General features: G+C 69.5%; 22 protein-coding genes and 1 other RNA gene. 19 read left to right on the plus strand and 4 right to left on the minus strand.

The features are described from left to right. Nucleotides 1–118 precede the first annotated feature (118 nt). The 3 genes from OHA61_RS23925 (at nt 119) to OHA61_RS23935 (ending at nt 3,592) form a co-directional block, all read left to right on the plus strand. A complete protein-coding gene (locus OHA61_RS23925; RefSeq protein WP_406304753.1) occupies nt 119–1,357 on the plus strand; it encodes a serine/threonine-protein kinase in 1,239 nt (412 codons plus the stop codon). A gap of 49 nt (nt 1,358–1,406) precedes the next feature. Further along, nucleotides 1,407–2,513 (plus strand): peptide chain release factor 2, encoded by a 1,107-nt coding sequence (prfB, locus tag OHA61_RS23930; RefSeq protein ID WP_324977690.1) that lies wholly within the window; start codon nt 1,407–1,409, stop codon nt 2,511–2,513. Between the two features lie 434 nt (nt 2,514–2,947). Further along, nucleotides 2,948–3,592, plus strand: coding sequence for a hypothetical protein (locus tag OHA61_RS23935; protein ID WP_406304754.1), 645 nt, complete (start codon nt 2,948–2,950; stop codon nt 3,590–3,592). A gap of 109 nt (nt 3,593–3,701) precedes the next feature. Here the strand turns inward: OHA61_RS23935 and OHA61_RS23940 are convergent, their stop codons facing one another. Beyond that, complete coding sequence (locus OHA61_RS23940; protein WP_324974771.1) at nt 3,702–3,896, minus strand: hypothetical protein; 195 nt, start codon at nt 3,894–3,896, stop codon at nt 3,702–3,704. 249 nt (nt 3,897–4,145) lie between these two features. Between OHA61_RS23940 and ftsE the strand changes: the two genes are divergently transcribed. The 5 genes from ftsE to ssrA all read left to right on the plus strand — a co-directional run bounded on the left by ftsE (nt 4,146) and on the right by ssrA (nt 8,022). Continuing rightward, nucleotides 4,146–4,835 carry a cell division ATP-binding protein FtsE gene (gene ftsE, locus OHA61_RS23945; protein WP_266475950.1) on the plus strand — a complete coding sequence of 230 codons (690 nt, stop codon included), beginning with the start codon at nt 4,146–4,148 and terminating at the stop codon, nt 4,833–4,835. Nucleotides 4,836–4,844: 9 nt separating this feature from the next. Continuing rightward, entirely contained in the window at nt 4,845–5,762 is a 918-nt protein-coding gene (ftsX, locus tag OHA61_RS23950) for a permease-like cell division protein FtsX (protein WP_142217426.1), read from the plus strand. Between the two features lie 67 nt (nt 5,763–5,829). Next, nucleotides 5,830–6,978: a S41 family peptidase gene (locus tag OHA61_RS23955; protein ID WP_406304755.1), complete on the plus strand. Its 1,149-nt coding sequence runs from the start codon at nt 5,830–5,832 to the stop codon at nt 6,976–6,978. A gap of 18 nt (nt 6,979–6,996) precedes the next feature. Beyond that, complete coding sequence (gene smpB, locus OHA61_RS23960) at nt 6,997–7,476, plus strand: SsrA-binding protein SmpB (protein ID WP_142217424.1); 480 nt, start codon at nt 6,997–6,999, stop codon at nt 7,474–7,476. Between the two features lie 175 nt (nt 7,477–7,651). After that, nucleotides 7,652–8,022, plus strand: a transfer-messenger RNA (tmRNA) gene (gene ssrA, locus OHA61_RS23965). 63 nt (nt 8,023–8,085) lie between these two features. Here the strand turns inward: ssrA and OHA61_RS23970 are convergent. Together OHA61_RS23970 and OHA61_RS23975 are read right to left on the minus strand one after the other, a co-directional pair. Beyond that, entirely contained in the window at nt 8,086–8,511 is a 426-nt protein-coding gene (locus tag OHA61_RS23970) for a hypothetical protein (RefSeq protein ID WP_406304756.1), read from the minus strand. A gap of 87 nt (nt 8,512–8,598) precedes the next feature. Further along, nucleotides 8,599–9,849, minus strand: coding sequence for an MFS transporter (locus OHA61_RS23975; RefSeq protein ID WP_406304757.1), 1,251 nt, complete (start codon nt 9,847–9,849; stop codon nt 8,599–8,601). A gap of 84 nt (nt 9,850–9,933) precedes the next feature. Between OHA61_RS23975 and OHA61_RS23980 the strand changes: the two genes are divergently transcribed. From OHA61_RS23980 to OHA61_RS24010, 7 genes are all read left to right on the plus strand, one after another. Further along, nucleotides 9,934–10,899, plus strand: a complete 966-nt coding sequence (locus OHA61_RS23980) for a LysR family transcriptional regulator (RefSeq protein ID WP_406304758.1) — start codon at nt 9,934–9,936, stop codon at nt 10,897–10,899. A gap of 153 nt (nt 10,900–11,052) precedes the next feature. Beyond that, the gene (locus OHA61_RS23985; protein WP_406304759.1) at nt 11,053–11,739 is read left to right on the plus strand and encodes a hypothetical protein; all 687 of its coding nucleotides are present in this window, start codon (nt 11,053–11,055) and stop codon (nt 11,737–11,739) included. Nucleotides 11,740–11,805: 66 nt separating this feature from the next. Continuing rightward, a complete protein-coding gene (locus OHA61_RS23990) occupies nt 11,806–13,929 on the plus strand; it encodes a glycosyltransferase (RefSeq protein ID WP_406307436.1) in 2,124 nt (707 codons plus the stop codon). Then, nucleotides 13,926–15,128, plus strand: a complete 1,203-nt coding sequence (locus OHA61_RS23995) for an acyltransferase (protein WP_406304761.1) — start codon at nt 13,926–13,928, stop codon at nt 15,126–15,128. The genes OHA61_RS23990 and OHA61_RS23995 overlap by 4 nt, the downstream gene beginning before the upstream one ends. Nucleotides 15,129–15,234: 106 nt before the next feature. Then, entirely contained in the window at nt 15,235–16,575 is a 1,341-nt protein-coding gene (locus tag OHA61_RS24000; protein WP_406304762.1) for a nitrate/nitrite transporter, read from the plus strand. A 97-nt stretch (nt 16,576–16,672) separates the two neighbouring features. Further along, on the plus strand, nt 16,673–17,812 hold the full coding sequence (locus OHA61_RS24005) for a uroporphyrinogen-III synthase (RefSeq protein WP_266475962.1): 1,140 nt from the start codon (nt 16,673–16,675) through the stop codon (nt 17,810–17,812). Nucleotides 17,813–17,954: 142 nt separating this feature from the next. Further along, the gene (locus OHA61_RS24010) at nt 17,955–19,190 is read left to right on the plus strand and encodes a serine hydrolase domain-containing protein (protein WP_406304763.1); all 1,236 of its coding nucleotides are present in this window, start codon (nt 17,955–17,957) and stop codon (nt 19,188–19,190) included. 27 nt (nt 19,191–19,217) lie between these two features. Here OHA61_RS24010 and OHA61_RS24015 read toward each other — a convergent pair. Then, a protein-coding gene (locus OHA61_RS24015) for an IS5 family transposase (protein ID WP_406304764.1) occupies nt 19,218–20,026 on the minus strand; the annotation gives its coding sequence in 2 pieces (ribosomal slippage) (nt 19,218–19,687 and nt 19,687–20,026; 810 coding nt in all). A gap of 356 nt (nt 20,027–20,382) precedes the next feature. Here OHA61_RS24015 and OHA61_RS24020 point away from each other — a divergent pair. The 4 genes from OHA61_RS24020 (at nt 20,383) to OHA61_RS24035 (ending at nt 24,960) form a co-directional block, all read left to right on the plus strand. Continuing rightward, on the plus strand, nt 20,383–20,985 hold the full coding sequence (locus OHA61_RS24020) for a CGNR zinc finger domain-containing protein (protein WP_406304765.1): 603 nt from the start codon (nt 20,383–20,385) through the stop codon (nt 20,983–20,985). 109 nt (nt 20,986–21,094) lie between these two features. Further along, complete coding sequence (locus OHA61_RS24025; protein WP_142217417.1) at nt 21,095–21,682, plus strand: sigma-70 family RNA polymerase sigma factor; 588 nt, start codon at nt 21,095–21,097, stop codon at nt 21,680–21,682. Continuing rightward, a complete protein-coding gene (locus tag OHA61_RS24030) occupies nt 21,679–22,515 on the plus strand; it encodes an anti-sigma factor family protein (RefSeq protein WP_406304766.1) in 837 nt (278 codons plus the stop codon). The genes OHA61_RS24025 and OHA61_RS24030 overlap by 4 nt, the downstream gene beginning before the upstream one ends. 105 nt (nt 22,516–22,620) lie before the next feature. Then, nucleotides 22,621–24,960 carry a HelD family protein gene (locus tag OHA61_RS24035; RefSeq protein WP_406307437.1) on the plus strand — a complete coding sequence of 780 codons (2,340 nt, stop codon included), beginning with the start codon at nt 22,621–22,623 and terminating at the stop codon, nt 24,958–24,960. The last annotated feature ends 16 nt before the right edge of the window (nt 24,961–24,976 follow it).

Here is a 24,976-nt window from a genome sequence, read left to right on the forward strand (position 1 = left end):
TTGTCGACTTCTGCGGCGTGATTTCTCCCGCAGAAGTGACAGTTGGCGCCATCCGGGGCACACAGCCCCCGGATGCCCGCGTACCTTGTGGGCAACGCCAGCCGCTGAGGGAGCAGTCTTGGCACGGAATATCGGCAGCCGCTACACCGCCCACCAGATCCTGGGGCGGGGCAGCGCCGGCACGGTGTGGCTCGGCGAGGGACCCGAAGGGCCCGTCGCCATCAAGCTGTTGCGTGAGGACCTGGCCTCCGACCAGGAGCTGGTCGGCCGCTTCGTACAGGAGCGCACCGCCCTGCTCGCACTCGACCACCCCAAGGTCGTCGGAGTCCGCGACCTGGTCGTCGACGGCAATGACCTCGCGCTCGTCATGGACCTCGTACGCGGCACGGATCTGCGCACGCGTCTCGACCGGGAGCGCCGCCTCGCGCCCGAAGCGGCGGTCGCGATCATCGTGGACGTCGCCGAGGGCCTCGCCGCCGCCCATGCCGCCGGAATCGTCCACCGCGACGTCAAACCGGAGAACATCCTCCTCGACATGGAGGGCCCCCTCGGCCCGGCCGGATCCCACCCCGCGCTGCTCACCGACTTCGGCGTCGCCAAGCTGATCGACACCCCGCGCCGTACGAAGGCGACCCGGATCATCGGAACCCCGGACTATCTCGCCCCCGAGATCGTCGAGGGCCTGCCGCCCCGGGCAGCGGTCGACATCTACGCCCTGGCGACCGTTCTCTACGAGCTCCTCGCGGGCTTCACGCCCTTCGGGGGCGGTCACCCCGGCGCGGTCCTGCGGCGCCATGTCACCGAGACCGTGGTCCCGCTGCCCGGCATTCCCGACGAGCTGTGGCAGCTCGTCGTCCAGTGCCTGGCCAAGGCCCCCGCCTCCCGGCTGCGCGCGTCCGAGCTGGCCAGCCGTCTGCACGAGCTGCTCCCGCTGCTGGCGGGCATGCCGCCGCTGGACGTCGACGAACCGGATGCCGAGCCCGCGCAAGAGTCGTACGAGGACCCGGCCCCCGCCGCCCCCGGCGAACCCCGCCGCCGTGGCGCTGTCCCCCTCGTCCCCGGCGCGGCTCCGGCGGACTCCAACCGCGACACCCACACCTCGATGCGCGTCCCGGCCCCGGACGAGCTCGCGGGCGGCGCCCGCGGCACGGCCCGCGCCCCTCGCACTCCGGGCCAGCGCCGCCCGGGCTCGGCCCGCCACAAGTCGGACGCGGTCCGTAAGCGCCGTATCGCCCTGGGCGTCGCGGCGCTCGCCGTGGCGGCCGCGGTGGGCGTCGGCGGCTGGCTGGCCACGAGCGACGACGGACGGGACGCGCCCCCGCGGGACTCGAAGCAGTCGAGCCCGGCGGAACCCTAGGTCCGGCCTGAGGGGTCTGGCTCCCGCGGCCAGCCGTTACGCTGGACCCGTGGCAGTCGTCGATGTATCCGAAGAGCTGAAGTCCCTCTCCTCGACCATGGGGTCGATCGAGGCCGTCCTGGACCTCGAAAAGATGAGGGCAGACATTGCCGTGCTCGAGGAGCAGGCCGCGGCCCCGTCCCTCTGGGACGACCCGGAGGCGGCGCAGAAGATCACCAGCAAGCTTTCGCACCTCCAGGCCGAGCTCCGCAAGACCGAGGCGCTCCGCAGCCGGATCGACGACCTGAGCGTGCTCTTCGAGCTCGCCGAGGCCGAGGACGACGCGGACACCCTCGCCGAGGCCGAGTCCGAGCTGACCGATGTCCGCAAGGCGCTGGACGAGATGGAAGTCCGCACCCTGCTGTCCGGCCAGTACGACGAGCGCGAGGCGCTGGTCAACATCCGCGCCGAGGCGGGTGGCGTCGACGCCTCCGACTTCGCCGAGCGTTTGCAGCGCATGTATCTGCGCTGGGCCGAGCGGCACGGCTACTCCACCGAGGTCTACGAGACGTCGTACGCGGAAGAGGCCGGCATCAAGTCGACCACCTTCGTCGTGAAGGCCCCGTACGCCTACGGCACGCTCTCCGTCGAGCAGGGCACCCACCGCCTGGTGCGCATCTCGCCGTTCGACAACCAGGGCCGCCGCCAGACGTCCTTCGCGGGCGTCGAGGTGCTGCCCGTCGTCGAGCAGAGCGACCACGTCGAGATCGACGAGTCCGAACTGCGCATCGACGTCTACCGCGCGTCCGGCCCCGGCGGCCAGGGCGTCAACACGACCGACTCCGCAGTCCGGATCACGCACATCCCGACCGGCATCGTCGTCTCCTGCCAGAACGAGCGCTCCCAGATCCAGAACAAGGCGAGCGCCATGAACGTCCTCCAGGCAAAGCTGCTCGAACGCCGCCGCCAGGAGGAGCAGGCACTGATGGACTCCCTCAAGGGCGACGGCGGCAACTCCTGGGGAAACCAGATGCGTTCGTACGTCCTGCACCCGTACCAGATGGTCAAGGACCTGCGCACGGAGTTCGAAGTGGGCAACCCGCAGGCGGTACTTGACGGTGAGATCGACGGCTTCCTCGAAGCGGGAATCCGGTGGCGGAAGCAGCAGGAGAAGTAACCACAGCAGTCCTCACGCCGCGGCGCCGGCCCCTTCGGGGGTTCGGCGCCGTCGCTGTGTCCGGGGGCTGCAGCGGAAGTGCGGGGCAAGTGGCGCGTCGGGCTGAGGTCTTCTGGCTGCGCGCGCTCGCCGGAATTCGCTGGCGCAAGCGGCGCGAGAAGCAACAGCTCGCTTTGTCGACAAGGGAACTGCCGCCCCAGAGGCAGCAGTTCCCTTTTGTGTCACAGTTGCTTCCCCGCAGGTCAGGCAACCGCCCCTATACCGGACATCGCACGCGCAACGAGCTTGACGCGTCCGCGGAAACTCGGAAAGCTGACGCGCGGCATGCGTATCTACTGGGGCGCGTGTGATTGGGGGCCGAACGAAACCGCCCCCGGCGGCAGTTGCCCCGGACGCTGCTCCATTGACAATTAGCTACTGGGGGTAGCAGCCAGATGACCAAGAAGACGCGGATCCGTGTAGCGCGTATAGCGGCCGGCGCGGTGATCGCCGCCGGTGCGTCGCTGACCGCCGCGGGCGCCGCCTCAGCCGTCGGTGTCGACATCAACGTGGGCCCCCTTGAGGCGCGGGCCCATGCTGACGAGAACGGCCTCGACGCCGGTCTCGGAATCAACGACGAAGAGACCCCTTCGGTTCCGCCCACGACGGTCCCCGAGCCGTCGGTGACGCCGCCCACGGAGGAGCCGCCGACGACGCCTCCGACCGAGGAGCCGCCGACGACGCCTCCCACGGGCGAGCCGACGGGCAAGCCGACCGACAAGCCCACCGGGAAGCCGACCGGCAAGCCCGACAAGCCGGGCAAGCCGACCAGTGACCCGTCCGAGGACCCCTCCGAGGACCCGGGCAACGCCAACGGTGGCTCCGGTAACGACAACAACCCCAACGGTGGCTCGGACAACACCGACACCGACAGCGCCGGCTCCCAGCCGGTCGAGCAGGGCAAGGCCAAGGAGGAGCTGGCGGAGACCGGTGCCGCCGAGACCACCTTCCTGCTCATCGGTGCCGCGACGATGATCGCCGGTGGCATCGGCTTCCGTATGCTGCCGCGTCTCGCCGGTGGTGGCCGTACCGCTGCGTAAGCAGATGTAGGCGGATGTAGGCGGATGTAGGCGGCTGCAAGCCGAAACATCACGCAGAAGGAGGGCCCGGGGTGCGCTTCAGCACCCCGGGCCCTCCTTTGCGTATGTCCTAGGCGGTCTGGTGCGCCGCCAGCAGCGCCACCGCCGCTATCAGCACCACCAGCAAGGTCAGCAGTGCCACGGGGCTCAGGCCGCCGAAGGGGCCCTCCTGCTGCAGCCGCTCGCGGTTCGCCCGGCAGACCGGGCAGCGACCCTCTGTGACCGGGGCCGCGCAGTTGGCGCACACCAATCGGTCGTAGGTCATGCGCTCTCCTCCTCCCGCGCGCCGGAGCCGCAGGCGCGGACCGTAAGCACAGTTCTCTTCCGACAACGCTCAGGGAAACGCGACTGTTCCCCTACCACTGTGCCAGCTCGCACGCTTTTCGGCGCGGCCCGCCGGATTACGCCCATTCCGTGACCGGACAAAACGCGCAACTCGGGACGCCGACTGCGAGCGGCATCCCGCTTCGCGTAGTGTCACGCTCACCTACCCCCGGCTGACCGTGGTGCACCCGTGATCCGATTCGACAACGTCTCCAAGACCTACCCCAAGCAGAGCCGCCCCGCCCTGCGCGACGTCTCTCTCGACATCGCCAAGGGGGAGTTCGTCTTCCTCGTCGGCTCGTCCGGTTCCGGCAAGTCGACCTTCCTGCGGCTGGTTCTGCGCGAGGAGCGCGCCAGCCAGGGCCTGGTCCATGTTCTCGGCAAGGACCTCGCCAGACTGTCCAACTGGAAAGTGCCGCACATGCGCCGCCAGCTCGGCACCGTCTTCCAGGACTTCCGCCTCCTGCCCAACAAGACCGTCGCCGAGAACGTGGCCTTCGCCCAGGAAGTCATCGGCAAGCCGCGCGGCGAGATCCGCAAGGCCGTGCCCCAGGTTCTCGACCTCGTCGGCCTCGGCGGCAAGGAGGACCGGATGCCCGGTGAGCTCTCTGGCGGTGAGCAGCAGCGCGTCGCGATCGCGCGGGCCTTCGTCAACCGCCCCATGCTGCTGATCGCGGACGAGCCCACCGGCAACCTCGACCCGCAGACCTCCGTGGGCATCATGAAGCTGCTGGACCGGATCAACAGGACCGGTACCACCGTGATCATGGCGACCCACGACCAGAACATCGTTGACCAGATGCGCAAGCGCGTCATCGAGCTCGAAAAGGGCCGTCTCGTCCGCGACCAGGCACGTGGCGTCTACGGCTACCAGCACTGAAAGGACGCCATGCGCGCCCAGTTCGTCCTGTCGGAGATCGGCGTCGGTCTCCGCCGTAATCTCACGATGACCTTCGCCGTCATCGTCTCCGTAGCCCTTTCCCTCGCCCTGTTCGGCGGTGCGCTGCTCATGCGTGAGCAGGTCAGCACGATGAAGGACTTCTGGTACGACAAGGTCAACGTCTCGATCTTCCTCTGCAACAAGAACGACGCGGCGACCTCTCCCAAGTGCGCGAAGGGAGCCGTAACCGGCCAGCAGAAGCAGCAGATCGAAGCCGATCTCAAGAAGATGGACGTGGTCGACGTCGTCCACCACGAGACGGCCGAAGAGGCGTACAAGCACTACCGGGATCAGTACGGCGACACCCCCATCGCGTCCACCATCACGCCGGACCAGATGCAGGAGTCGTTCCGCGTGAAGCTGGACGATCCCGAGAAGTACAAGGTCGTGGCAACCGCCTTCGCGGGCCGCGACGGCGTGCAGTCCGTCCAGGACCAGCGCAACATCCTGGAGAACCTCTTCTCCCTGATGAACGGCATGAACATCGCCGCACTCTTCGTGATGGCGCTGATGCTGGTCATTGCGCTGATGCTGATCGTCAACACCGTGCGTGTTTCGGCGTTCAGCCGCAGGCGTGAAACCGGAATCATGCGGCTGGTGGGAGCCTCCAGCTTCTACATCCAGATGCCGTTCATCATGGAAGCCGCATTCGCCGGTCTGCTGGGCGGTGTTGTCGCCTCCGCGATGCTGCTGGTCGGCAGATACTTCCTGATCGACCACGGTCTTGCGCTCTCCGAGAAGATGCAGCTGGTCAACTTCATCGGCTGGGACGCCGTGGTCACCAAGTTGCCGCTGGTGATCGCAATTGGGCTGTTGATGCCCGCCATGGCGGCTTTTATCGCATTGCGCAAGTATCTCAAGGTGTGACAAGCGCCCCTGGCGCCGTACGGTCAACCGCCGTACGGCGCCCTTCGCTTGTCCTAGAGTGGGCGCCATGTCGGGCCCGGAGATCAGCCCTCAACCCCGCCGCATCCGCCGCGGGGCGGCCCTGACATTGGTCTTCGCAAGTGTTCTGGCCACTGCGGCCGCCACCAACTCCCTGCCGCACGACGGCGAGAACGAGCCGCGCCTTGTCGCGAAAACGGCCGCCGCGACCGTCGACGACGTCGCCCGTGCCGCCGCCGAGGCGATGGCCGACGGCAAGTCCGGCACCGAGGCCGCCGAGGCGGCCGTCAGCCGCAGCGGGGACCGCTGGGGCGCGGTCTACGACAAGAGCGAGTACGAGGAGTTCGAGCGGGCCCTCGACGGCGAGTACACCGGCGTCGGCCTCACGGCCAGGCGCGCCGCCGGCGGGCAGGTCGAGGTCGCCGAGGTCCAGCCCGGTGGCCCCGCTGCCCAGGCGGACATCAGGGCCGGTGATCTGCTGCGTACGATCGACGGCCTCCCGGTCGCCGAGCGCCCCGTCACCGAGGTGGTGGCACTGCTGCGCGGCGGCGACCGCACGAGCGTCGTACTCGGCCTCCAGCGGGGCGGCCGTGCGTGGACCCAGAAGCTGGTGCGCACCACGCTGAGCACCCGGGCGGTCACCGTCCAGCGCCTCCGGGGCGGTGCGGTGATGATCAAGGTCGCCTCCTTCACCAAGGGCTCGGGCGCCCGGGTGCGCGAGGCGGTCCAGGGAGCCCCCGCGGGCGTCGGCGTCCTGCTGGATCTGCGGGGGAACGCCGGAGGACTGGTCGCCGAGGCCGTCAGTGCCGCCTCCGCCTTCCTGGACGGCGGTCTGGTCGCCACGTACGACATAAGGGGCGAGCAGCGGGCCCTGTACGCGGCGCCCGGCGGCGACACCACCAGACCCGTCGTCGCCCTGGTCGACAGCGGCACGATGAGCGCGGCCGAGCTGGTCACCGGGGCGCTGCAGGACCGCGGCAGGGCGATCACGGTCGGCTCGCGCACCTTCGGCAAGGGTTCGGTCCAGATGCCCAGCCGCCTGCCCGACGGCTCGGTCGCCGAGCTGACCGTCGGCCACTACCGCACTCCGGCCGGTCACAGCGTCGACGGCCGCGGCATCACCCCGGACCTCGCCGCGAGCGAGAGGGCCGAGGATCGGGCCCAGACGGTATTGAGTGGCCTCGGGGGCGGGTCTTAGTGCGAAAATGACCGCACTATGGCTAAGGAAAAAGGGCGCAAGCTGATCGCGCAGAACAAGAAGGCGCGGCACGACTACACCATCCTCGACACCTACGAGTGCGGTCTCGTGCTGACAGGTACCGAGGTGAAGTCGCTGCGTCAGGGGCGGGCCTCGCTGGTGGACGGCTTCGTCCAGATCGACGCCCACGAGGCGTGGCTGCACAACGTGCACGTCCCGGAGTACACGCAGGGGACGTGGACCAACCACAGCGCGCGGCGCAAGCGGAAGCTGCTGATGCACCGCGCCGAGATCGACAAGCTCGAGTCGAAGTCGCAGGAGACCGGCCACACCATCGTGCCGCTGGTGCTGTATTTCAAGGACGGCCGGGCGAAGGTCGAGATCGCGCTGGCGAAGGGCAAGAAGGAGTACGACAAGCGGCAGACGCTGCGCGAGAAGCAGGACCGGCGCGAGACGGACCGTGCGATCTCGGCCGCGAAGAAGCGGCAGCGGGCCTGACGTCAGACGCGCCCGACGTCCGGCCGCGTCTGACCGCCGGCGGGCCTCACCTCCAGCGGGCCTGACCTGCGGGAACCCGCCCCGGAGGAATAGGCTGGCACCGTTGTGCGTTGGTCACGTACGATGGCACCTGCCCCTCACAGCAGGGGCGCAGTGCAGTTTGAAAAATCAACATGGGGATGATCGGTTTCGACAGCGGATGTCGAAGCAGGGGAAGCGAGCCGAGGAAGCGGCAATGATCTCGTTAACCATATGTCGCAACCAATAAGTGCCGATAACAAGAGCACTCAGTTCGCCCTCGCTGCCTAAGTAGCGACTAGCGAACTTGTCAGCCCGGGGCTGTTCCCGACCCGGATCCTGGCATCAGCTAGGGAACTAAACCTCTAAGCCCGGTCACGGGGTTCAGAGGGAAATCAAACAGTGACTGAGCCCGTCGGAGACTTGTCCACGTGATCTCCGGGGCCGAGAAAATCGAAGTGGACTGCGCTCGGAGAAGCCCTGATTCTGCACCGTTGGACGCGGGTTCGATTCCCGCCATCTCCACTCATCCCATGCGTCAAAGGCCCGGCTGCTACGGCAGACCGGGCCTTCGTCGTGTTGTGCGGCAGGTCAGGCCACCGGCTGGTGTCCGGGAGCCACCATGCCGAGCAGCTGGTCCATCTCTGCGCGCCAGATGCGGTGCACATTCATCCGGGTCGGCTGCGGCCGGCCGGGCAGCTGGAAGCGGAACGAGCTCCAGAGGGTGTTGCGCTGGATCTCACCGACCATTCCCGTGACCTCGGCAGGCGTCAGCGCGAAGACGACCTCCTGCGGACGGTTGCTCATCCGAGCGGCCTTGTGGATGACCACGGCCTGCTCGGTCACCGTGATGAAGTAGTACGTCAGAAACGCCTGGCCTATCAGACCGAGCATGCTCATCAGCCAGACACTCGGTCCTGCGATCGCCTGGATGGTGACGATCGGCCGGTCGGCCGGGTTGGCCTGTGCGATGGCGGCAGCCACCTGCTGCTGGATGGTTGCCTTCTTGATGGCCATGGGGCCCCTCCACTGAGCGGAACATATGCCCCCGCTTCGGGGGCGGTGCAGCGTATCGCCCCGTCCGCGGCGGGATCCGCAGGGGGCTCAGTACCGCTCGGTCCGCCCCGCCGCGGCAAGCAGCAGCGCGGTCGCCGCCGCCGCGACGGGCACCAGATATCCCTGCGCCGTGCTCGTGTGCTCCACCGTCCATCCGCCCGCCGCCGAACCGGCCGCTATGCCACCGAGCAGAGCGGTGACCGCGAGGGTCATGCCCTCGTTCAACTGGCTCTCGGGCGTGAGGCGTTGGACCACCGTCATCCCCGTGACCATCGTCGGGGCGGTGGCCATGCCCGCCGCAAGAAGGGCCACGGCAACGGCCGAAAGCGAACTCATGATGGCGGCCAGCAGGGGCAGCGCCATCAGGACCGTCATCGCGGCGAGGCAGATCAGAAGGCGGCGGCCAAGGTGCCGGGCGGGGCGGAACCTGCCGTACGCCAGGCCGGCCACGCACGAACCCGCGGCCTGGAGCCCGAGCACCGCACCCGCTGCGCTCGCATGCCCCCGCCCTTCCGCGAAAGCGATCGTGACGACCTCCATCGAGCCGAAGACCGCGCCCGTCGCGAGGAAGACCGCGAGCAGCGGGGCCATACCCGGCATACGCAGCGGAGAGCGGGTCCGCGCCGCGTGGGCGGCGACCGGCGGCTCGGTGGCGCGCTGGGCGGCGAAGACCAGTACGCCGGTGAGCAGCAGGATCGCCCCCGTCAACGTGCCCGCCTCGGGGAACAGCGCGGAGCACAGGAACGCGGCGAGCACCGGGCCGAGCATGAAGCACAGCTCGTCGGCGGCCTGCTCGAAGGAGTTCGCGGTGTGCAGTGCGGCCGGGTCGCCGCGGTGCAGATGGGCCCAGCGGGCGCGGGACATGCCGCCCGTGTTGGGGGTGGTTGCGGTCGCGGCGTACGCGGCGAACAGGGTCCAGTCGGGTGCGTCGAGGCGTACGCACAGCAGCAGGGCGAGCGAACCGAGCACGGCGAGCGCGGTGGCGGGCACCGCGACCCGGGCCTGCCCGTGCCGGTCTACGAGCCGCGCGGTCCACGGCGCGACCAGCGCGGTCGCGGCGAGGCCGGTCGCGGTGACGGCTCCCGCGAGGGCGTACGAGCCACGGGCTGCGGCGATCATGATGACGGCGCTGATGCTGAACATGCCCATGGGGAGCCGGGCCAGGAGATTGCCGGCGGTGAAGGCGAGCGCGCCGTGCGGCGCGAAGAGCCGTCGGTAGGGTCCGGGGCTGCGCCCCGGACCCCGGTCCTCGATCGCCGGAGGGGCTGGATGGCGCGCGGAGTCGACTGGATGCGGCATGGAGCAACCCTCGCCGCGAGGCGCTCGCAGCGTCCAACACCTGCTCAGGCCCCATTGACACACCCCCGATGTAAATTCGACCGCGTGCCCCGAGACCTGGACCCCCGCCTCCTGCGTGCCTTCGTCGCCGTCGCCGACGAGCTGCACTTCACTCGTGCCGCCGCCCGGCTGTATGTCGCCCAGCAGGCCCTCAGCCGTGACATACGGCGACTGGAGCGGGAGTTGGGTGCCGAGCTCTTCGTACGGACCACCCGCCAGGTGACGCTCACCGGCGACGGCGAGCGGCTGCTGCCGTACGCGCGCGGGGTGCTCGAGGCGCAGGACGAGCTGCTTGCGGCCGCGTCGGGAGCCTCGCGGCCGCTGCTCGTCGACCTCAACACCGAGGGCATGGCATCGGGCCGGGTGCTGGCCCGGGCCCGGGAACTCGCCCCGGACTGTGAGCTGATGGCCCGCTTCCAGAGCGGTCTCACCGGCGCCGCCGCCGAGATCGTCGCCGGGCGGCTCGACGTCTCCTTCGGGCGCCTTGCCGGACTGGAACCCTCCGTGCGGGCGCTGCTGTCCCATCAGCCCGTGCGGTACGAGCCGATGGCCGTCCTGCTGCCGCATGACCACCCGCTCGCCGAGCGGGAGCGGATCCCGTTGAACGCGCTCGCCGGCGAGACCGTATATGCCGGTGCGGGCAATCCGGCGACCCTGGAGTGGACGGATCTGGCGCGGCGGCTCTTCGCCGGGCGCGGGATCACGATCGCGCCGCCCGCGCCTGTGGCGATCGGCTTCGAGGAGTTCCGGCGGGTGATGGCGAAGACGCGTACCCCGGTGCTGGCGGTGGTGGATTTTCCGGTTGTGCCCGGCATCGTGCTGCGCCCGATCGTCGACCCTGTACCGCTGTCGCCGGTCTCGATGGTGTGGCGAAAAGGAATCGGTCACCCCGGGGTGGACGCGCTGCGGGCGGCAGCCGCCGATCTGGCCGGGCAAGAGGGCTGGCTGGAACGGGATGCCAACGCATGGTTGCCTGAAGGTGATATGTCGCTGATGAGTGACAACAACTGACACAAGAGCACGAGATGCCACCGGCGTGCGCTACATTCTGGGTCCGGGTGAGTGTGGTAGAGGGTGCGCGGATTGGGTGGGGATCCAGTCCGGCAGTGTCCGGGCAGTCGTGCGCACGCTCGATTTCAGCCAGTGGGGGATGTGCGTACAGCAGTGGAGAATTGGCAAGAAGATGCCCGTATCGGTCATACGCATGAGCCGAACGAGGTAACGATCCAGCTGGACGGCATTGGCCGAATACTGGGGGATCTGCCGGCCGGGACTGCCGGTTCTGCCGTCCAAGACGCCTCGGACGGGCCGGTCTTCGTCGACGAGAGCGGCCGCCGCAGCAAGAAGTTCCGCCGACTCGGCTGGGTCCTGGCCATTGCCTGCGCCTGCTACGCCGTGACGCTCGTCGTCGCCCTCGTCGGCGGCAACTCCGCCGCGCCCCTGCTGCCCGGGTTCGGCCAGGGCGACAAGGAGCAGACCGACAAGGTCGAGATACAGCCCGCCCCCAGCGACAGCACATCCGCGCAGGTCCCGCCCGGCGGCGTACCCGGCGGGCCGGCTCCCACCGACTCCACCGGCGCCGTACTGCCCCAGCCTTCCGGCTCCGCGTCGAGCGGCGCCGCCGGCGGGCTCCCGGCCGGACCGGGCCCCGGCACCTCCGGTACCGCGGTTCCCCAGCCCTCGGGCCAGCCAGTGCCCGCTCCGGGCGGGGCATCCGCGTCCGCCACGCCGGGCGGCGGCGGAAGCTCCCCCGGGCCCGGCCCGGACGCGAGTCCCCCGGTGCCCACCCCGTCCGATCCGGGACCGTCGACGAATCCCACCGATCCACCCGTGCAAGAAGGCGCGCTCTAAATGACACTCCCCGACAGCAGGGGCCGGCGGCGCCGGGCCCGGCGCGTCGCACGGCGCAGAATGCCCATGCGCTATCTGCTGCCCGTCCTCATCCTGGTCGCCCTGCTCGCGATGCTGATGCTGCGCGGTTATGTGCACAGCGAGATCCTGGCCGACCACCGCGTACGGCCGCCCGCCCCGACCGACCAGGTCCCCGAGAAGATCCTGCGCGGCGGACCGGTCATCGACGCGCGCGACAAGACGGCGCCCAAGGCGATGACCATCCCCGACCGCAGGCTGGTGCTGACCTTCGACGACGGTCCGGATCCCGTCTGGACGCCGAAGGTCCTGGACCAGCTGAAGCAGTACGACGCGCACGCCGTCTTCTTCGTCACCGGCACCATGTCCTCGCGCCACCCCGAGCTGGTGGAACGGATGGTCCGCGAGGGCCACGAGGTCGGGCTGCACACCTTCAACCACCCCGACCTGTCCTACCAGTCCACCGACCGCATCGCCTGGGAGCTCTCGCAGAACCAGCTGGCGCTCGCGGGCGCGGCCGGCATCCACACCTCGCTGTTCCGCCCGCCGTACTCCTCCTTCTCCGACGCCCTGGACAACAAGTCCTGGCCCGTCACCCAGTACATCGGCAGCCGCGGCTACATCACCGTCCTCAACAACACCGACTCCGAGGACTGGAAGCGCCCCGGCGCCGACGCGATCATCAAGCGGGCCACCCCCAAGGGCACCAGCGGCTCGATCGTGCTGATGCACGACTCCGGAGGCGACCGCTCGCAGACCGTCGCGGCGCTCGGCCGCTTCCTGCCGCAGATGAAGGAGCGGGGCTACCGCTTCACCAACCTCACCGAGGCGCTCGACGCGCCCAGCGCCCACACCAAGGTCACCGGCCCCGAGCTGTGGAAGGGCAAGGCCTTCGTCTCCGCGGTCGCCTTCTCGGAGAACACCACCGAGGTCCTGGTCGTCGGTCTGGCCGTGATCGGCGTGCTCGTCATCGCGCGCTTCGGGCTGATGCTGATCCTCTCCTTCGCACACGCCCGCAAGGTGCGCAGGCGCGGCTTCAGCTGGGGCCCGGCGGTCACCCGCCCGGTGTCCGTGCTGGTCCCCGCGTACAACGAACGCGAATGCATAGCCAACACGGTCCGCTCGCTGACGGCGAGCGACCACCCCATCGAGGTCATCGTCATCGACGACGGCTCCACGGACGGTACGGCGGGCATCGTCGAGGCGCTGCGGCTGCCGCGCGTCCGCGTCGTACGCCAGCCCAACTCCGGAAAGCCCGCGGCCCTCAACAGAGGCATCCGGAACGCCCGCTACGACATCGTCGTGATGATGGACGGCGACACCGTCTTCGAGCCGTCCACCGTGCGCGAGCTGGTCCAGCCCTTCGGCGACCCGAGCGTCGGCGCGGTCGCGGGCAATGCCAAGGTCGGCAACCGGGACAGCCTGATCGGTGCCTGGCAGCACATCGAGTACGTCATGGGCTTCAACCTCGACCGCCGCATGTACGACCTGCTGGGCTGTATGCCCACCATCCCCGGCGCAGTCGGCGCCTTCCGCCGCCAGGCCCTGGACCGTGTCGGCGGCATGAGCGAGGACACCCTCGCCGAGGACACCGACATCACCATGGCCATCCACCGCGACGGCTGGCGCGTCGTCTACGCCGAGCGGGCCCGCGCCTGGACCGAGGCCCCCGAGACCGTGCAGCAGCTGTGGTCGCAGCGCTACCGCTGGTCGTACGGCACGATGCAGGCCATCTGGAAGCACCGGGGCGCCCTCGTGGAGCGCGGCCCCTCGGGCCGCTTCGGCCGCGTGGGCCTGCCGCTGGTCTCGCTGTTCATGGTGCTCGCCCCGCTGCTGGCCCCGCTGATCGACGTCTTCCTGCTGTACGGGCTGGTCTTCGGCCCCACCCAGAAGACGGTCGCCGCCTGGCTGGGCGTCCTCGCCGTCCAGGCCGTGTGCGCCGCGTACGCGTTCCGGCTGGATCGCGAGCGCATGCTCCCTCTGATCTCGCTGCCGCTCCAGCAGCTCTTGTACCGGCAGTTGATGTACGTCGTACTGCTGCAGTCCTGGATCACCGCACTGACCGGCGGCCGGCTGCGCTGGCAGAAGCTGCGGCGTACGGGAGTGGTCGAGGCGCCGGGCGTCATACCCAGCCAGCGGCGCAGTGATGAGGACCGGAGGCCGGTCGCGTGAGCCACACTTCCACCGCCGCCGCGGCGCCGGACCTGGGGCCCGCCGCGCCTGCCGCCGGGCCGGGCCGCGACCGCTATCTCGACCTGCTGCGCTCCGTCGCCCTGGTCCGTGTCGTCGTCTACCACATATTCGGCTGGGCCTGGCTGACGATCCTGTTCCCCTCCATGGGCGTGATGTTCGCGCTCGCGGGCTCGCTGATGGCGCGTTCGCTGTCGCGGCCCGCGCTCGGGGTGATCCGCGGCCGTATCCGCAGGCTGCTCCCTCCGCTGTGGGCGTTCAGCGCCGTCATGCTCGTCATGCTCTTCGTGGCCGGCTGGAAGCCCGTCAAGGAGGAGGGGCTGTGGTGGTTCGTCAGGCTGTTCTGCTACGTCGTCCCGCTCGGCGCCCCCGAATTCCCCTGGAGCATCGGTGACAAGGCCGGTCTGCTGGAGGACACCTGGGCCGTCCAGGCGGTGGGTCCGCTCTGGTATCTGCGCGCCTACCTCTGGTTCGTCATCGCCTCGCCGCTGCTGCTCTGGGCCTTTCGCCGGCTGCCCTGGGTGACGCTCCTCGCGCCGCTCGGCCTCACCGCGATCGTCGGCACCGGCCTGGTGAAGATCCCCGGCGAGACCGGCAATGCCGTTTCCGACTTCGCGGTCTTCGGCTCCTGCTGGGTGCTCGGCTTCGCCCACCACGAGGGCCTGCTGAAACAGATTCCCCGCTATGCCGTGATGTCCTGCTCCACGCTGCTGATGGCCTTCGGCCTGTGGTGGGCATCGGGCCACCAGACCGTGGACGGCTGGGACCTCAACGACATCCCGCTGGCCCAGGCCACCTGGTCGCTGGGCTTCGTGGTGATCCTGCTGCAGTACTCCCCGTCCTGGCAGGAGCTGCCCGGAAAGCTCGCCCGCTTCGACAAGTACGTCACGCTGTCCAACAACCGCGCGGTGACGATCTACCTCTGGCACAACACCCTGATCATGGCCACGATCCCCGTGCTGGACCTGCTGTGGGAGATCCCCTTCGTGGACGCGCACCTGGGCAGCACCCTGGAGGCGACGTACACGATCCTGATGTTCCTCGTGGTCTGGCCGCTGATCGGGCTGATGATCGTGGCCGTCGGCTGGATCGAGGACCTGGCGGCCAAGCGCCGTCCGCGGCTGTGGCCCAACGGCAGCAGGAAGGCGCGGCAGACGGAGAGCGGCTCACACCGGCGCTGAGGGCCGGGTGAGAGCAAGGTTTCGCCCCGGTCACCTCGCGCCACCGGGACCGAAACGAGCCATCCATAACGTCCCCTTCACACCCCGAGGACCGTGGAGGCACGTGATGGCTGGCCGGTGGATCGAACAGTGGGACCCCGAGGACGAGTCGTTCTGGGAGGCGAAGGGCGAGCGGATCGCCAGGCGCAATCTGGCTTTCTCGATTCTCTCCGAACACATCGGGTTCTCGATCTGGACCCTGTGGTCCGTCATGGTCCTGTTCATGGGACCGGAGTACGGAATCGACCCGGCCGGGAAGTTCTTCCTGGTGGCCATGGCCACGTTGGTGGGGGCCTTCATCCGGGTCCCGTACACCTTCGCCGTCGCCCGCTTCGGCGGCCGTAACTGGACCATCGTCGCCGCGTCGATGCTGCTCCTGCCGACGGTCGCCGCCTTCGTGGTGATGGAGCCGGGGACCTCGTACACGACCTTCATGCTGGTCGCGATGCTCACCGGCGTCGGCGGCGGCAACTTCGCCTCCTCCATGACCAACATCAACTCCTTCTTCCCGCTGCGGAAGAAGGGCTGGGCGCTCGGACTGAACGCGGGCGGAGGCAACATCGGAGTGCCCGTCGTACAGCTGGTCGGGCTCGCCGTCATCGGGGCGTCCGGCGGACCGCGCATGCTGCTCGGGATCTACATCCCGTTCATCGCCGTCTCCGCGATCTGTGCCGCGCTCTTCATGGACAACCTCGCCCCGGTCAAGAACGACACCGGCGCTTCGAAGGAAGCCGTCAAGGACCCGCACACGTGGATCATGTCCTTCCTCTACATCGGCACCTTCGGATCCTTCATCGGCTACAGCTTCGCCTTCGGTCTGGTGCTGCAGACACAGTTCGGGCGTACGCCGCTGCAGGCCGCGTCCATCACCTTCATCGGCCCGCTCCTCGGCTCGCTGATCCGCCCCGTGGGCGGCTGGCTCGCCGACCGCTACGGCGGCGCACGCATCACCCTGTGGAACTTCCTCGGCATGGGCCTGGCCACCGGGGCCGTCGTCGCCGCCTCCGTCGAGAAGTCGCTGCCCCTGTTCACCACCGCCTTCATCGCACTCTTCGTGCTGACCGGGGTTGGCAACGGCTCCACGTACAAGATGATCCCGGGCATCTTCCAGGCGAAGGCGGTCGCGAAGGGCATGTCCGGCGAGGCGGCCGCCGCCTACGGGCGCAGGCTCTCCGGTGCCTCCATGGGGCTCATCGGCGCGGTGGGCGCACTCGGCGGGCTCGGCATCAACCTCGCCTTCCGCCAGTCCTTCCTGACTGCGGGCACCGGCACCTCCGCCTTCGTCGCCTTCCTCCTCTTCTACGCGGCCTGTTTCACCGTGACCTGGGCGGTATACGTTCGCCGGCCCGCCGTCGCCGCGCAGCCCGTCGCGGAGGCGAAGCCGCAGCTCAGCTACGCAGAGGTGTAACACCCGCGAAATCCGGGCGCACCGAGCCTGTCACGCACCGTTGGCAGGCTCGGTCGTCCCATCCGCACGTCTGGGGAACCACGTCTGGGGACGCCATATGCAAGACCATCAGCACGGGCCGCTCGCCGGCTTCACCGTCGGCGTCACCGCCGCACGGCGCGCCGACGAACTCGGTGCGCTCCTTCGCCGTCGCGGGGCAAGCGTCCTGCACGCCCCCGCCCTGCGCATCGTCCCGCTCGCCGACGACGCCGAACTCCTCGCAGCCACCCAGGAACTGATCGACCACGCGCCCGACGTGGTGGTCGCCACCACCGCCATCGGATTCCGCGGCTGGGTGGAGGCCGCTGACGGCTGGGGGCACGGCGAAAAGCTCCTGGAACGGCTGCGCGGGGTCGAGCTGCTCGCCCGCGGGCCGAAGGTCAAGGGGGCGATCCGTGCCGCCGGGCTCACCGAGGAGTGGTCCCCGGCCTCCGAGTCCATGGCCGAGGTCCTCGACCGGCTGCTCGCCGAGGGGGTCGCGGGCCGCCGGATCGCGCTCCAGCTGCACGGCGAGCCGCTGCCCGGATTCGTCGAGTCGCTACGGGCCGGGGGAGCCGATGTCGTCGTCGTGCCCGTCTACCGGTGGATGGCGCCGGAGGACCTCGGGCCCGTCGACCGGCTCCTGGACGCGACCGTCGCACGTGCCCTGGACGCCCTCGCCTTCACCAGCGCCCCCGCCGCAGCCTCGCTGCTCTCCCGCGCCGAGACCCGGGGACTGCTCCCCGAGCTGCTGCACGCCCTGGACCACGATGTGCTGGCCGCCTGCGTGGGGCCGGTCACCGCGCTGCCGCTGCAGGCCCACGGCGTCGCCACGGTGCAGCCCGAACGATTCCGGCTCGGCCCGCTCGTACAGCTGATAGGCCTGGAGCTGCCCTCCCGGGCCCGTACGCTCCCGGTCGCGGGCCGCCGCGTCGAGATCCGTGGTCACGCCGTCCTGGTCGACGAGGACCTGCGGCCCGTGCCGCCGGCCGGAATGGCCCTGCTGCGTGCCCTGTCCCGGCGCCCCGGCTGGGTCGTCTCCCGCTCCGACCTGCTGGGCGTCCTGCCGGGCGCCGGGCGGGACGAGCACGCCGTCGAGACGGCCATGGCCCGGCTGCGTACGGCGCTCGGTGCGCCCAAAATCATCCAGACCGTCGTCAAGCGGGGCTACCGGCTAGCCCTGGACCCGGCCGCCGACACCAAGTACGCGGACGCCTGACGCGTGCGGCGGTGGGCTGCCTGTTCTTCATGACTTCGACGTAGGTCCGGTCGTTGCAACCTGACGGGGGGTCCGGTGCGTACAGACTGTGCCGGCGTCCGCATCCGCGGCGCGGCTCGCACCGGAATGGAGAACAAACCAGATGGTCTCAGGCATGGTGAGCAGAGGTACGGCTGTCGGCGCCGTCCTGCTGTCTCTGCTGGCAGTCCCCGCGCAGGCCGCGTCCGCGCAGCCGCCCTCCGCGCCGCAATTAGCGGCGACCACCGACCCGGCTCCCGATCTCGCGGGCCTGAGAGCGGTGTTGCGCGACGCGCTGGGCAAGGGCGCTCCCGGCGCGATGGCGAGGATCGACGACAACGGCACGGTGTACAAGGCGAGCGAGGGTGTCGCCGACCGGGCCACCGGACGGGCCATCGGCACCGAGGACCGCTTCCGCATCGGCAGCGTCACCAAGAGCTTCTCCTCGGTGGTCCTGCTGCAACTCGTCGGCGAGGGAAGGCTCGACCTCGACACCTCGGTCAACACCTATCTGCCGGGCCTGCTGCCCGACAACCGCATCACGGTGCGTCATCTGCTCAGCCACCGCAGCGGTTTGTACGACTACACCAACGACATGTTCGACAAGACGGTCCCGGGCTTCGAATCCGTACGCAACAAGGTCTTCACGTTCCAGGAGCTGGTCGACCTCTCCCTCGCCAAGCCCCTGACGGTTCAACCCGGCACCGCCTACGACTACTCCAACACCAACTTCGTCGTCGTCGGACAGCTCATCGAGAAGCTCATCGGACACTCGGTGCGCACCGAGTACCGCCATCGCATCATCGAGCCGCTGAAGCTGCGCGACACCTTCTACGTTCACCCCGACACCGCCCTCCCGGGCCGTCACACCAAGGGCTATCTCCGGCCCGACGAGGCGGGAGCACCGCTCGTCGACTCCACCCGGCAGACCGTCTCCTGGGCCCAGAGCGCGGGCGCGATGATCTCCAGCACCCGTGATCTGAACACCTTCTTCTCCGCGCTGCTGAAGGGCAGTCTGCTCCCGGCCCCTCTGCTGACACAGATGCGGCAGTGGGTGCCGGTCAACAGCACCCAGGGCTACGGCCTCGGACTGCGCCGCCGCGATCTGTCCTGCGGTGTCTCCGTGTACGGGCACACCGGCACCGTCCAGGGCTACTACACGTACTCCTTCACCTCCAAGGACGGCAGCCGCAGCATCACCGCGCTGGCCAACACCTCCAACAACGGGGATGTGCTCGGCGTGATGGCCAGGACGCTGGACGCGGCCTTCTGCGGCAAGCCCGCTGCCGCGCCGAGCGCCCGCAGCTCCGCGCCCGCCGAGCGCTACGAGGACGTCGCACCGGACGTCGCGCGCGACTGACGCGTGGGGTGCGGCTTACTGATCGTTTCAGAATGAGGTTCGGAGTCGTCTCAAGCAGATGATGCTGCAGGCGAGTTGGAGCAGTCCGAGGTGGAGGTCGGCGCGTATCTCGTAGCGGATCCGGAGTCGCTTGAACTGGTGGAGCCAGGCGAAGGTCCGCTCGACAACCCAGCGGGTCTTCCCCAGTCCGGAGCCGTGCGCGGTGCCTTTCCGGGCGAACTTCGGTGTGATGCCGCGGGCCCGGACAAGACGACGGTACTTGTCGTAGTCGTAGCCGCGGTCTGCGAACAGCTGGCCTGGTCGGTGACGTGGCCGACCTCGAACCCCGCGGATGCGGGGCATCGCGTCCAGCAGGGGCATCAGCTGAGTGACATCGTGACGATTCCCGCTGGTCAGCGAGACGACCAGCGGGGTGCCATGCCGGTCGACTATCAAGTGGTGCTTGCTGCCGGGCCGAGCCCGGTCGACCGGCGAAGGTCCGGTGTGAGCCCCCCTTTGAGCGCCCGGACGTGCGAGCCGTCGATCGCAGCGTCGTCCATGTCCAGCAGACCCGCGGCCCGCAGCTCCGCCAGCAGCACCTCATGCAGTTGCGGCCAGACGCCGGCTTCGGTCCAGTCCCGCAGACGCCGCCAGGCCGTCACACCGCTGCAGCCGACCTGTTCCGCCGGAACGTCCCGCCAGCTCACGCTCTTGCACAACACGTAGACGATGCCACGCAGGGCAGCCCGGTCATCTGCGGGCAACCGCCCGGGATACCGGTGCCGCCTGGGCGGACGAGCAGGCAACAACGGGGCCACACGTTCCCACAGGTCATCAGGCACAAGATCAGCGGACACCCAACAGATCATGTCGGCACAACACCCAACTTCCAAGATCCACGCAGCAGTTCATTCTGAAACGATCAGTTAGGGGGTGTCTTTTGGATCAGGCCGGATCAGTGAGCGGGGTCTGGTGCGTGCGATCGCAAGGCGGAGGAAGGAGCCGACGCGGAGCGTCGGCGACTGACGCAACGCGGCGTGGGGGCACCTCCCGTGCCCGAAGGGCTACGGGGGAGTGCGTGCCAGGGCACGCGAGCCCGGCAAGATCCGAAAGACACCCCCTAGCCTCCCGGGGAGGAGGGGTTCCGGCCGCACGTTCGGACGGGCACTCTGGAGGGGAGACCCGGCAGTGACCCCTAGGCGGTGACAGGCGCATGACGGCAGGCGCGACGGGTGCAGCCTCCTACGACTGGAGGTTCGACTCCGGGCGGATCTGCCTGGATCTGATGGCGACCGCGGAATCGGCCGCCGAAGGGCGCGAGGCGCTGGCCCAGGCCGGTCGGCTCGGCCGCTGGCTGGTGGGGGCGGGCCTGGTGCCCGCGGGGACGGCGCTCCCGGCCTTCGACATCGGGTGGGTGGCGCGCTTCGTCGAACTGCGGGACTGCGTGGGCCAGTTGATACGGGCACAGATCGACGGCCGGCGCGCCGAGTCCGCGCTGGAGCGCGTCAACGCCCTCGCGGCGGGAGCGCCGCCCGCCATCAGAGCCGTACCCGACGGGGACGGCTCCCTGGTACGGGCGCTGAGCGCCGCGCCCGAGTGCGGGGCGCTGCTGGCGGCGATCGCCCGCGACACCGTGGACCTGCTGACCGACCCGGCGGCCAGGGCACGGCTGCGGCAGTGCGAGGGCGACAACTGCCGCCGCGTATACCTGGACACGTCCCGCGGGCGGCGGCGCCGCTGGTGTTCCAGCGAGGTGTGCGGGAACCGCGAACGCGTCGCCAGGCACCGGCGGCGCACCGCTGCGGCGCACTTGTAAAAGATCTTGAAAGTTTTTCGGCGGACGTTGAGTGATGCGCCCGTGGTCCCCGTAGAGAAGGGGGAGAAGCAGTCAGCCGAAAAAACAGGGTCTCGACCGGGAGGTTCAGGTGCGCAAGGATGCCGCCGTGGCCGATGACCGTCCGCAGAGGGCCCGGCATCGCAGTGAGAAGCCACGCAACGACTCCTCAGCACCTGATGAGGAGCTGATGCGTGCGCTCTATCGCGAACATGCGGGACCTCTGCTCGCCTATGTACTCCGTCTCGTCGCCGGCGATCGCCAGCGAGCCGAGGACGTGGTGCAGGAGACGCTCATCCGTGCCTGGAAGAACGCCGGTCAGCTCAACCGAGCGACCGGCTCTGTCCGACCCTGGCTGGTGACGGTCGCACGCCGCATCGTCATCGACGGTCACCGCAGCCGGCAGGCCCGGCCGCAGGAGGTCGATCCGTCGCCGCTGGAGGTCATGCCCGCGGAGGACGAGATCGACAAGGCGTTGTGGCTGATGACGCTCTCAGATGCACTCGATGATTTGACGCCCGCCCACAGGGAAGTTCTTGTCGAGACGTATTTCAAGGGGCGAACGGTCAATGAGGCGGCCGAGACGCTCGGCATACCCAGTGGGACGGTGCGTTCGCGGGTGTTCTACGCACTGCGTTCCATGAAGCTCGCTCTGGAGGAGAGGGGGGTCACGGCATGACCATGTACGAGCAGGAATCCGTTCACGACGCCGTCGGCGCGTATGTGCTCGGCATTCTCGACGACGCGGACGCCTCCGCGTTCGAGATGCACCTGGCGGGCTGTGACATCTGCGCCGCCCACCTCGAAGAGTTCTCCGGGATGGAGCCGATGCTGGCCATGCTGGCGGAGGCCCCGGCACCACCGCAGCAGTCGAATGTGCTGAACATGCGCGGCAGGCAGTCCGAGCCGAGCTGGTTGGACGTCCCACCGCCGCGTGCGGTCCCCGTCGTGCCCACGGCTCCCAGCCCGCAGCTGCTCGGCGGCCTGCTCGACGAGGTCGCCGCCAAGCGGGAGGCCAAGCGCAGGCGCGGGATGTATCTGGTCGCGGCCGCCGCGGCCCTGATCATCGGCGGTCCCGCCGTCGCGGTCGTGGTCACGGCCAACGACACCGGCACGAACCAGGCGACCAGCGATCCGCACCCCACCAGTCCCGCCGAGGACGCCTTCTTCAACCACATGGAAGAGAAGGTCAAGGCCACCGACGCGACGACCAAGGTCAGCGCGACCGTCGGCCTGGAGAAGAAGGCCTGGGGCACCCACACCGTTCTCGAACTGAAGAACGTCACGGGTCCGCAGAAGTGCAGTCTGATCGCCGTCTCCAAGACCGGCGAGGAGGAGGTCGTGACCTCCTGGGCCGTTCCGAAGTGGGGTTACGGCATCGCCGACAGCCCGGTCAAGACGGCAAAGAACCCGCTCTACGTCCACGGCGGAGCCGCGATGGACCGGAACGAGATCGATCACTTCGAGGTCCGCACCTTCGACGGAAAGCGGCTCGTGGAGGTTGACGCGTGAAAGTTGACGCCTGACAGATTCGCCCCCTTCGCGTACGGTTGACGGCTGCCCAGTGCACGTCAGAAGGGGGCCTCGGTGGCCGCGCAGGATGCCGCTGTTGATTCCATGGTCGAATCCGCCGTCGACACGGTGCGAGACCGTGAGATCGGCGTCGAACAGGAACATCTGGATCGGGTGTACCGCCGCCTCGAGGAGAAGATCCACGAGGCGGAGTTCCTGATGCACGACGCCGCCAAGCGCGGCCAGGTCGGTACGCCGGGCGCGCTCGCGGAGCGGGACGCCCAGGTGTTCCGGGCCGGTATTCACCTCAACCGGCTGAACAACGAATTCGAGGACTTCCTCTTCGGCCGCATCGATCTGCTGCGGGGCAAGGACGGCCAGAAGGGCCCGGACGGGGCGTACACCTCGATCGAGCCCGCCGACGACGCCGTACGCGCGGACAGCACGGCCGACATCGGGGAGACCCTGCACATCGGCCGTATCGGGGTTCTCGACTCCGACTACGCGCCGCTGGTCATCGACTGGCGCGCCCCGGCCGCCGCCCCGTTCTACCGCTCGACACCGGTCGATCCGGGCCGGGTGGTACGCCGCAGGGTCATCCGCTCCAAGGGCCGCAGGGTCCTCGGCGTCGAGGACGACCTGATGCGCCCGGAGCTCAGCGCCACGCTGGACGGGGCCGAGCTCCCGGTCATCGGGGACGGCGCGCTGATGGCGGCGCTGGGACAGGCCCGCAGCCACACCATGCGCGACATCGTCGCCTCCATCCAGGCGGAGCAGGACCTGGTGATCCGGGCCCCCGCCGCGTCCGTCACGTATGTGGAGGGCGGGCCGGGCACCGGCAAGACCGCGGTGGCCCTGCACCGGGCGGCATACCTGCTCTACCAGGACCGCAGGCGCTACGCGGGCGGCATCCTGATCGTCTCGCCCACCCCGCTGCTGGTCGCGTACACCGAGGGCGTGCTGCCCTCGCTGGGCGAGGAGGGACAGGTCGCGATCCGGGCCGTCGGCAATCTGGTCGACGGCGCTGAGGCGACGGCGTACGACGATCCGGCCGTGGCCCGCGTCAAGGGCTCCTCGCGGATGCTGAAGGTGCTGCGCAAGGCCGCGCGGGGCGCGCTGGAGATGCCGCCGCCCGCGCCCTCGGCGCAGCTCGCCTTCGGCGAGGAGCCCGAGAGGGGGACGCAGGGGCCCGCGGGGACGCCCACACGGCTGCGTGTGGTCGCCTTCGGACGACGGCTGGAGCTGGAGGCCGACGAGCTCCAGCGCATCCGCCACAACGTCCTGGGCGGCACCGCGCCCGTCAATCTGCTGCGCCCGCGCGCCCGCAGGCTGCTGCTGGACGCCCTGTACGCCAAGTCCGGCAACGGAACGCGGCACACCGACCCCGAGCTCGCCGCAGAGCTGCGCTCCTCCTTCGACGAGGACGTCGCCTCCGAGGACGCGTTCATCGGCTTCCTGGACGCCTGGTGGCCCGAGCTCACCCCGCGCGGCGTGCTCACCGCCATGGCCGACGAGAGACGGCTGGGGCGCTGGTCACGCCGGATCCTCAACCCGGGAGAGGTGCGCCGCCTCGCCCGTTCTCTCAGGCGCGACGCTCTCTCCGTACACGACGTGGCGCTGCTGGACGAGTTGCAGACGCTGCTCGGCACCCCGGCCCGCCCCAAGCGCAGGCGCGAGCTCGATCCGCTGGACCAGCTCACCGGTCTCGAGGAGCTGATGCCGCAGCGCGAGGAGACGCAGCGCGAACGGGCCGAGCGCCTGGCGCAGGAACGTACCGAGTACGCGCATGTCATCGTCGACGAGGCGCAGGACCTGACCCCGATGCAGTGGCGCATGGTCGGCCGCCGCGGCCGGCACGCCACCTGGACGGTCGTCGGCGACCCGGCGCAGTCCTCCTGGTCGTCCCCGGACGAGGCGGCCGAGGCCCGCGACGAGGCCCTCGGCACCCGCCCGCGCCGCCGCTTCCAGCTCACCGTGAACTACCGCAACCCGGCCGAGATCGCCGAGCTGGCGGCCAAGGTGCTGGCGCTGGCGATGCCCGGCATGCAGTCCCCGTCCGCGGTCCGCTCCACGGGCGTGCGGCCGCGCTTCGCCGTGGTCCCGGACGGCGATCTGGCCAAGGCCGTACGGGCCGAGGCGCAGCGGCTGCTCGACCGGGTCGACGGCACGGTGGGCGTCGTGGTCGCGATGAACCGGCGCGAGCAGGCGGCACGTTGGCTCGCCGGGCTCGGCGAGCGGGTGGTCGCGCTCGGCTCCCTGGAGGCGAAGGGTCTCGAGTACGACGCGACGGTGGTCGTCTCCCCGGCGGAGATCGCGGACGAGTCCCCGGCCGGGCTGCGCGTGCTGTACGTGGCGCTGACCCGGGCGACCCAGCAGCTCACGGTGGTCTCCGGCCGGCGCGACGAGCCGGACGCGGACGGTGTGCCGGACTTGCTGCGGGACTGAATCGGGGTCCCGCGTG

The sequence above is a fragment of the Streptomyces sp. NBC_00885 genome (assembly GCF_045207475.1).
GTDB lineage: Bacteria > Actinomycetota > Actinomycetes > Streptomycetales > Streptomycetaceae > Streptomyces.